At 73.4% G+C, this 8,777-nt stretch carries 9 protein-coding genes; all 9 read right to left on the bottom strand.

Features of this window, described 5'->3' with window-relative positions:
• Positions 1–125 precede the first annotated feature (125 nt).
• The gene (locus MBSD_RS10885; protein ID WP_237071792.1) at positions 126–938 is read right to left on the bottom strand and encodes a ParA family protein; all 813 of its coding nucleotides are present in this window, start codon (positions 936–938) and stop codon (positions 126–128) included.
• Positions 935–1,951 (bottom strand): flagellar motor protein MotD, encoded by a 1,017-nt coding sequence (gene motD, locus MBSD_RS10880; protein ID WP_062537349.1) that lies wholly within the window; start codon positions 1,949–1,951, stop codon positions 935–937. The genes MBSD_RS10885 and motD overlap by 4 nt, the downstream gene beginning before the upstream one ends.
• A gap of 19 nt (positions 1,952–1,970) precedes the next feature.
• Entirely contained in the window at positions 1,971–2,711 is a 741-nt protein-coding gene (locus MBSD_RS10875) for a flagellar motor protein (protein ID WP_062537348.1), read from the bottom strand.
• Between the two features lies 1 nt (position 2,712).
• On the bottom strand, positions 2,713–4,818 hold the full coding sequence (locus tag MBSD_RS10870) for a chemotaxis protein CheA (RefSeq protein WP_062537347.1): 2,106 nt from the start codon (positions 4,816–4,818) through the stop codon (positions 2,713–2,715).
• A gap of 11 nt (positions 4,819–4,829) precedes the next feature.
• Positions 4,830–5,510 (bottom strand): protein phosphatase CheZ, encoded by a 681-nt coding sequence (locus tag MBSD_RS10865; protein WP_062537346.1) that lies wholly within the window; start codon positions 5,508–5,510, stop codon positions 4,830–4,832.
• A gap of 10 nt (positions 5,511–5,520) precedes the next feature.
• Complete coding sequence (gene cheY / locus MBSD_RS10860) at positions 5,521–5,913, bottom strand: chemotaxis response regulator CheY (protein WP_082306620.1); 393 nt, start codon at positions 5,911–5,913, stop codon at positions 5,521–5,523.
• A gap of 128 nt (positions 5,914–6,041) precedes the next feature.
• The gene (locus MBSD_RS10855; protein ID WP_062537344.1) at positions 6,042–6,773 is read right to left on the bottom strand and encodes an RNA polymerase sigma factor FliA; all 732 of its coding nucleotides are present in this window, start codon (positions 6,771–6,773) and stop codon (positions 6,042–6,044) included.
• Between the two features lie 2 nt (positions 6,774–6,775).
• Positions 6,776–7,711, bottom strand: a complete 936-nt coding sequence (locus MBSD_RS10850; protein WP_425478112.1) for a MinD/ParA family protein — start codon at positions 7,709–7,711, stop codon at positions 6,776–6,778.
• A 10-nt stretch (positions 7,712–7,721) separates the two neighbouring features.
• The coding region (flhF, locus tag MBSD_RS10845) for a flagellar biosynthesis GTPase FlhF (RefSeq protein ID WP_062537343.1) at positions 7,722–8,777 on the bottom strand (1,056 nt) is incomplete at its 5' end.

Below are 8,777 nucleotides of genomic sequence, written 5' to 3'. Positions count from 1 at the left end.
GGCGGGCGCCGCCGGCGGCACGCGCGCGACCGCCGCGCGCGGCGGCGACAGCAGCGCGCCGAAGTAGTCGGCCAGCGCGACGTCGCCGCGCACCGGCAGCACCTGCAGTTCGGCCGAAGGCGCGCTCACGACGCCGCCTCCAGCGCCAGCGGCGCTTCCTGCGCCAGCAGCTCGTCGAGCAGGCCGCGGTAGGCCTGCGCGCCGCGCCGCGCCGCCGGCCAGGCGCCCGCCGGCACGCCGGCCAGGCTGGCCTCGCGGATCTGCGTGTCGACCGGAATCACGCTCTGCGCCAGTTCGTCGGCGTGGCGTTCGCGCAGCGCGCGCAGGCTGGCGGCGGAAGCGTGCGTGCGGCCGTCGTACAGCGTCGGCACGATCAGCCGCGGCAGGCGCATGCCGCGCGCGCGCTCGATCATGGCGAGGCTGCGCAGCATGCGTTCGAGTCCGTTGAGGGCGAGGAACTCGGTCTGCGTCGGGATCACCAGCCGCTCGCAGGCGGCCAGCGCGTTGACCATCAGCACGCCCAGCATCGGCGGGCAGTCGACCAGCACGCGGTCGTAGTCGTCGGCCAGCGTCGCCAGCGCCTCGGCCAGCGCCAGGCCCATGCCGGCGCGCGCGCCGAGCTGGCGGTCGAGCGTGGCCATCGCCGGCGTCGCCGGCAGCACGGCGAGGCGCTCGAAGCGCGTCGGCAGGATGCGTTCGGCCGGAGGCGGCGCATCGGCGGCGCCGGCGCGGAACAGGTCGTAGACGCCGCCGGGCAGCGCCTCGGCGTCGAAGCCGAAGTAGCTGGTCAGCGAGGCGTGCGGGTCCATGTCCACCAGCAGGGTGCGCGCGCCGGCGGCGGCCAGCAGCCCGCCCAGCGCCACCGTCGTGGTGGTCTTGCCCACGCCGCCCTTCTGGTTCGCCACCGCCCACACGCGCATGGTTCGCTCCCGCCTCATTTCGTGTTCGTCACCGGACGCACCACGTGCAGCACCGGCAACCAGCCGTTCGCGGCCGGCGCGGCGCCCGTCGCCGGCGGCGTCGCCGCTGGTGCGGCCTCGGCGGCCGCGTCGACGCCTGCTGCAGTCTGTGTCGGCACTTCCGGCCGGTCGCTGTAGAAACGCTCCGGCACGGCGCTGGAACTCAGCACCACGATCAGCACGCGGCGGTTGCGGTTGCGGCCCGCCTCGCTCGCGTTGCTCGCCACCGGCCGGTATTCGCCCCAGCCGAGGATCGCCATGCGTTGCGGATCGACGCCGCCGGCGGCGAGCAGGCGCACCACCGAGGCGGCGCGCGCCGCCGACAGTTCCCAGTTGGACGGGAACGCCAGCGTCGCGATCGGCACGTCGTCGGTGTAGCCCTCGATGCGCAGCGGATTGGGGAACGGCCTCAGGATGTCGGCCAGTTGCTGCAGCACCGGCACCGCCTGCGGCGACAGCGCGGCGACGCCGCTGGGGAACAGGATGTCGGTCTTGATCTCGATCTCCAGCCAGTAATCGGCGCGGCGCAGCGCGATCAGCTGCCGCGCGATCAGCGGCCCCAGCGCGCGCTCGATCTGGTCGGCGATGCGCTTCAGGCCGGCGGTCTCGCCGTGCGCGCGCGCCAGGCCGGCGTCGTCGCCGCCTTCGCGGCCGCCGTTCTTGCCCGGCGGCGGCAGCTTCTGCGCCGGCACCGGCACCGGGATCAGCGGGATCGGCGCGGCGCTGGGCGCGGCGGCCTGGATCGAGGAGATCGCCGAGGTCTGCGCCGACATGGTCGGCTGCGCGCCGGCCTGCACCGGCTCGATCACCTTGGGCGAGCCGTTGAACGCGCTGGCGATCGACTGCGCCAGCACGCGGTACTTGCCCTCGTTGACCGAGGAGATCGAGTACATCACCACGAAGAACGCCAGCAGCAGCGTGATCAGGTCGCCGTAGGGGATCGCCCAGCGTTCGTGGTTGACGTGCTCTTCGTGGAGATGCTTGCGCGCCATCGTCGGCCCCCGCCAGTCCTCAGTGCAGGAAGCCCTGCAGCTTGGTCTCGATGTTGCGCGGGTTCTCGCCCTCGGCGATGGCGATCAGGCCCTCGATCATCATCTCGCGCTGCTGCGCCTGGCCGCGGATAAGGCCCTTCAGCTTGCTGGCGATCGGCAGCAGCAGCAGATTGGCCGAGGCGATGCCGTAGACGGTGGAGACGAACGCGCCGGCGATGCCGGGGCCGAGCCTGGACGGGTCGGACAGGTTCTCCATCACCGCCATCAGGCCCATCACCGCGCCGATGATGCCCATGGTCGGCGCGTAGGTGCCGGCGGCCTCGAACACCTTGGCCGCCTCGATGTCGGCGTGTTCCTTGACCGCGAGATCGACCTCGAGGATGCCGCGGATCACTTCCGGCTCGCTGCCGTCGACCAGCAGCTGCAGGCCCTTCTTGGCGAACGGGTCCGCCTCGGCCTCGAAGTGCGATTCCAGGCCGAGCAGGCCCTGGCGGCGCGCGATCTCGCTCCAGCCGATCACCTTGGCGATCAGCGCCTGGCTGTCGCTGACCGGCGGGCGGATCACCCAGCGCACGATGCGCAGCGCGCGGCGCAGCACCGCCGCGCGCGTCTGCACCATGATCGCCGCGCTGGTGCCGACGATCACCACCACGAACGCGGCCGCGCTCCACAGCGCGGCGAGGCCGCTGCCCTTGAGGATGCTGCCGAAGATCACCACCGCGAACGCCAGCACGATGCCGGTCAGGCTGAGCGCTTCCATGTCAAGCCACCCGCTCCATCGAGCTGGCGCGCAGCAGCGCGACCAGGTCCACGATCAGGGCGATGCGGCCGTCGCCGGTGATGGTGGCGCCGGCGATGCCGGGCACCTGCCGCAGCAGCGCGCCCAGCGGCTTGATCACCACCTCCTCGCGCCCGACCACCTCGTGCACCACGCAGCCGACGCGCTGGTGGCCGATGTGCACCACGGCGACGTGCTGGCGCGCGCCGGCGGCGGCGCCGGCGCCCCCCAGCCAGCGATCGAGGCGGTTCAGCGGCAACGGCCGCGCGCGGTGCGCGACCACCTCGCGGCCGTCGACGCTGCGCACGCGCGCCGCGTCCAGCTCGAACACTTCGGATACGTTCGCCAGCGGCAGCGCCAGCATCCGCCCGCCGACGCGCACCATCAGCGCGCGCAGGATCGCCAGCGTCAGCGGCACGCTGACCTTGATCTCGCTGCCGCGGCCGGGCTGCGAGCGGACGGCGATGGTGCCGCCCAGCTCGGCGACGCGCGTCTTCACCACGTCCATGCCGACTCCGCGGCCGGAGATGTCGGAGATCTCGCTGCGCGTGGAGAAGCCGGGCAGGAAGATCAGCTCGTAGCATTCCTCGTCGGCCATGCGCTCGGCGCGCTCGGCGGCGAGCACGCCCTTCTCCACCGCCTTGCGCCTCAGCAGCGCGGGATCCATGCCGCGGCCGTCGTCGGCGATGGTGATGACGATGTGCTCGCCTTCCTGCGAGGCGGCCAGGCGCACGCGGCCGGCCGGCGGCTTGCCGGCGGCGGCGCGCGCGTCCGGCGGCTCGATGCCGTGGTCGAGCGCGTTGCGCACCAGATGCACCAGCGGATCGGCCAGCGCCTCGACCAGGTTGCGGTCGAGCTGCGTATCCTCGCCTTCCAGCTCGAGCTGCACCTGCTTGCCGAGCTGGCGCGCGAGGTCGCGGGCGATGCGCGGAAAGCGCTGGAACAGCCGGCCGACCGGCTGCATGCGCGTGCGCATCACCGCGGCCTGCAGGTCGTTGGTGACGCGGTCGAGTTCGCCGACCGCGCGCTCCAGCGGACCGCCCTCGCCGTGCGCGGCGAGGTTGGCGATGCGGTTGCGCACCAGCACCAGCTCGCCGATGAAGTTGACCAGCGCGTCCAGCCGCGCGGTGTCGACGCGCACGGTGGTTTCCGCCGCCGCGACCCTGGCGGCGGGCGCGGAGCCATGGGCGGGGGCCGCGGCCGCCGCCATCGGGGAGGGCGCGGCCGGTTCCGCGGGCGCCGCCGCGACGGGCGCCGCCTCCTTCGGCGCGGACGGCAGCGGCGCCGCGGCGTCCGCCGCCGGCTTGCCGGGCGCGCCGCCGCGGCCGTAGATCTTGTCCAGCAGCGCCTCGAACTCGCTGTCGTCGATCGGATCGCCGGGCGCCGGCGCGTGCACGCCGGGGGCGCCGCCCTTGCCGTGCAGCTCGTCGAGCAGCGCCTCGAATTCGTCGTCGCCGATCGGATCGCCCGCCGCCGGCGCGGCGCCGGGCGCGCCGGGCGCGCCGCCCTTGCCGTGCAGTTCGTCCAGCAGCGCCTCGAACTCGTCGTCGCCGATCGGATCGCCCGCCGCGGCCGGCGCCTCGTCGGCGGCGGCCAGCAGCGCCTCGAATTCGTCCTCGACCGGATCGGCGGACGCGGCGCGCGGCGGCGACGCCGGGTCCGGCGGCGGCACCGCCGCGACCGGCACGGGTCGCGGCGCGGCGGCGGCCGGCGTGCGCGTCAGCCGCGCCAGCAATGCGGCCGGCGCCGGCGCTGGCGGCGTGCCGGCGGCCAGCGCGCGCATCATCGCCCGCAACTGGTCCAGCGCCGCCAGCAGGGCGTCGATGGTGTCGGCATCGAGCAGCAGGCGGCCGGCACGGGCGTCGTTCAGCAGGTCCTCGGCGCGATGGCACAGCGCCACCATCGGCTCGACGGCGAGAAAGCCGGCGCCGCCCTTGACGGTGTGGAAGGCGCGGAACACCGCGTTCAGCAGTTCGGCGTCGCGCGGATCGGTTTCCAGCGCGACGAGCTGATCGTCCAGCGACGCGAGCAGTTCCCCGGCTTCGACCAGGAAATCGGCGAGGATGCTCGTGTCCGGCGCCTGCGCCATCGTCGGCGGCCTCAGAAGCCGAATTCGGCGAGCAGGCGGTCGACCTGGTCCTGGGTGGACGCGGTCGCACCCGATGCCGGCACCGCCGGCGCGGGCGGCGTGCCGGCCAGCGTGCCGGCCAGCCGCACCAGTTCCAGCAGCACCTGCTCGGCGCGCTCCATGAACGCGGCGATCTGCTGCATGCGCTGGCCGGTGAGGTCCTGCCAGGACTGCGCCACGGTCATCTCGCGCAGGCCTTCGCGGCAGGCGTCGGCGAAGATCGCCGCCTGCCGCGCCAGCGCGCCGGCGTCGTCCGCCAGCGGATCGCCGGCAAGACCGTCGCAGCGCACCATCAGCACGCTCGCCGCTTCTTCCAGCCGCGCCGCTTCCGGCATCAGCCGTTCGGTGACGTCGAGGCTGGCGTGCGCGGCCTGCTCGCTCATGTTCATCGCCTCGCCCAGGCGGCGCCGCGCTTCCGGCAGCGCCTGCGCGGCGAGGCCGCCCGATTCGACGTCGCTGGCGAGGTGCTTGACCGCCTCGTGCAGCTCGCGCGCCAGCTTGCCGAGCGCGTGGAACAGCGCGTGCTCGCGGCGGCGGATCAATGCGTCCAGCGCTCGCTCGAAGCTGTCGGCGTCGCTGGCGCCCAGCAGTTCCCGCAACTCCGCGGGCAGCGGTGCGGCCGGCGGCTGCAGCGCTCCGATGGTGGTATCCATGCGCGCTCCCTCAGCTCGCCGTGGCCAGACGTTCGAAGATCTTTTCCAGCTTTTCCTTCAGCGTGACCGCGGTGAACGGCTTGACGATGTAGCCGTTCACGCCGTTCTGCGCGGCTTCGATGATCTGCTCGCGGGTGTTCTCCGCGGTCACCATCAGCACCGGCAGCGCCTTCAGCGAAGGTTCCGCGCGAATCGCCTTCAGCAGCGCGATGCCGGTCATGCCCGGCATGTTCCAGTCGGTGACCACGAAATCGAAGCCGCCTGCCTTCAGCATCGGCAGCGCGGTGGCGCCGTCGTCGGCCTCCTGGATGTTGCTGAAGCCGAGCTCCTGCAGGAGGTTCTTGATGATGCGCCGCATGGTGGAGAAGTCGTCCACCACGAGGATCTTCATGTTCCGGTCCAAGCTCGCCTCCGCTCTTCAAGTCTTTGCGCCCGCCCCTGCGCGGCAGGGGCGGGCTGGGGAGGGGTCGCTCTTCGCCGGCGAGCCACCTCCTCCCGGCCTCCCCCTGCAAGCAGGGGGAGGCGTGCCCGTCAACGCCGCTCGCGCCAGTCGGCCATGCGCGCGCGCAGGCGCACCAGCGCCTGGCCATGGATCTGGCAGACGCGCGACTCGGTGACGCCGAGCACCTCGCCGATCTCCTTCAGGTTCAGCTCCTCGTCGTAGTACAGCGACATCACCAGCTTCTCCCGCTCCGGCAGTCCGTCGATCGCCTCGGCCAGCGCGGCCTGCAGCGCGTCCGTCTCCAGCGCCTGCGCCGGGCCCATGCCGCCCTCGTCGGCGACGTCGATGCCCTCGCCGTCGTCGTCGCCGCTGCCGGACAGGCTGAGCAGGCGGCAACTGGCGGCGTCGCGCAGCACCTGGTGGTACTCGTCCAGCGAGATGCCGAGCCGGCGCGCCACTTCCGTCTCGTCGGCGTCGCGCCCGGTCTCGCCTTCCAGCTGGCGCACCACCTCCGCCACTTCGCGCGCCTTGCGGTGCACGGAGCGCGGCGTCCAGTCGGTCTTGCGCAGCTCGTCGAGCATCGCCCCGCGGATGCGTATGCCCGCGTAGGTCTCGAAGTTCGCCGAACGCGACGGCGCGTAGTTCCGCGCCGCCTCGAGCAGGCCGATCATGCCCGCCTGGATCAGGTCGCCCACCTCCACGCTGGGCGGCAGCCGCCCCATCAGGTGGTAGGCGATGCGCCTGACCAGCGGCGCATGTTTCCGCACCAGCTCGTCGGCCGGGATGCGCTGGACCTCCAGGTATTCCGCACTGGCGTTCATCGTCATGCCTCCAGCGCCGCCGGCGTGCCGGTCAGGCGCTCCACGAAGAACTCCAGATGGCCGCGGCTTCCTGTCGCGACATCCCACTTATCGGCCGCCAGCGCCAGATTCTTGAGCGCGACCGCGGCGCGGCTGCCGGGGAAGGCGTCGACCACCGCGCGCTGGCGGCGGATCGCCCGGCGCAGGTGCTCGTCGTCGGGCACCGCGCCGACGTAGTCCAGCGCCACCTGCAGGAAGCGGTCGGTGACGCGCAGGATGGTCTCGAACAGCTGCCGGCCGTGCGCGGCGTCGCGCACCATGTTGGCGACCACGCGGAAGCGCGGCACGCCGAATTCGCGGCTGAGCACCTTGATCAGCGCGTAGGCGTCGGTGATCGAGGCCGGCTCGTCGCAGACCACCACCACCACCTCCTGCGCGGCGCGGCTGAACATGGTCACGCTCTCGGCGATGCCGGCGGCGGTATCGACCACCATCACGTCCAGCGGCCGCGCGTAATCGGAGAAGGCGCGGATCAGGCCGGCGTGCTCGGCGGTGCCGAGCTCGGCCATGCGGCGCGTGCCGGAGGTGGCCGGGATCACCTTCAGGCCGTGCGGCGCGTCCAGCAGCAGGTCCTCGAGGCCGCACTCGCCGGCCAGCAGGTGGCCGAGGTTGCGCCCGGGCTGCAGGCCCAGCATCACGTCGACGTTGGCGAGACCGAGATCGGCGTCGAGCAGCAGCGTCTCGCGCCCGGCCATCGCCAGCGCCATCGCCAGGTTGACCGAGACGCTGGTCTTGCCGACGCCGCCCTTGCCGCTGGTCACGGCGATCACCTTCACCGGCCGGCGCTGCGCCAGCCGCGCCAGGCCGACGGCCTGGTTCATCAGCTTCCCCGACATGGAACCCTCGTGGTGCGTGCCGGCGCCGTACGGCGCTGCGGCGAATGCGGATGCGGCGTGCATGCAGCGCTCCTCAGGCGAAGGCGACGGCGACGCGGCCGAAGCGCTCGGCCAGCGCGAAATCGTCCAGCGGCGGCGCCGGCGTGTTGGCCTTGACCGCGCGGCAAACCAGGCGGTGCGCGTCGGCACGGGCGATGTCCTCGGGCACGCGCTGGCCGTCGGTGCTGTAGTCGACCGGCAGGCGGTGGCGGATCAGCGCCGACAGCGCGCCGCCCAGCGTCGGCGCCTCGTCGAGCTTGGTGAGGATGCAGCCGGCCGGCGCGAACGGCGCGTAGGCGCGCAGCGCTTCGTCCAGCGCCGCCGCCTGCGCGTTCGCCGCCAGCACCAGCGTGTTGCGCACCGGCGTGCGCGTCTCGCGCAGGCCGTGCATCAGCGCGGCGACGCGCGCGTCGCGGCAGGCCATCCCCGGCGTGTCGATCAGCACCAGGCGCTGGTCGGCGAGGCGCTCCATCAGCGCGCACAGCGCGGCCGGCTCGCCGGCGCTGTACACCGGCACGCCGAGCAGGCGGCCGTAGTGGAACAGCTGTTCCTCGGCGCCGATGCGGAAGTCGTCGGTGGTGACCAGCGCCACGCCCTTCAGGCCGTGGCGCATCACGTAGCGCGCGGCCAGCTTGGCCAGCGTGGTGGTCTTGCCGACGCCGGTGGCGCCGAGCAGCGCGACCACGCCGCCGTCGTCGAGGAAGTCGTGCGCGTTGACCGGCAGCTTGCGCGAGAGCAGGCCGAGCGGCAGGTAGCGCGCCTGCTCCGGCGAGATGTGCTCCGGCAGATCGGCGACGATCGCGCCGGCGACGTCGGCGTCGATGCCGAGCCGCGACAGCTCGCGCAGCATGCGCGCCGACAGCGGCTTGCGCCGGCCGAGATCGTTCCAGGCCAGGCTGGAAAGCTGCGATTCCAGCATGCCGCGCAGTTCGCGCAGCTCCTGCTTCATGCCGAGCAGCGAGGCGTTCTCGACGGCCGCGGCGGCGGTCGCTGCGGCCGGCGTCGCGGTCGCGTCGCGCGGCGACATGGCGCGCGGCGCGCTGCGCGCGGCCGGCGTCTCGCGTCGCGGCGGCACGGCCGGCGCGGCGCG

Source organism: Mizugakiibacter sediminis, from assembly GCF_000953855.2.
GTDB lineage: Bacteria > Pseudomonadota > Gammaproteobacteria > Xanthomonadales > Rhodanobacteraceae > Mizugakiibacter > Mizugakiibacter sediminis.
The sequence above is the reverse complement of the archived record's forward strand: the minus strand, read 5'-3'. Positions and strand labels throughout refer to the sequence as shown.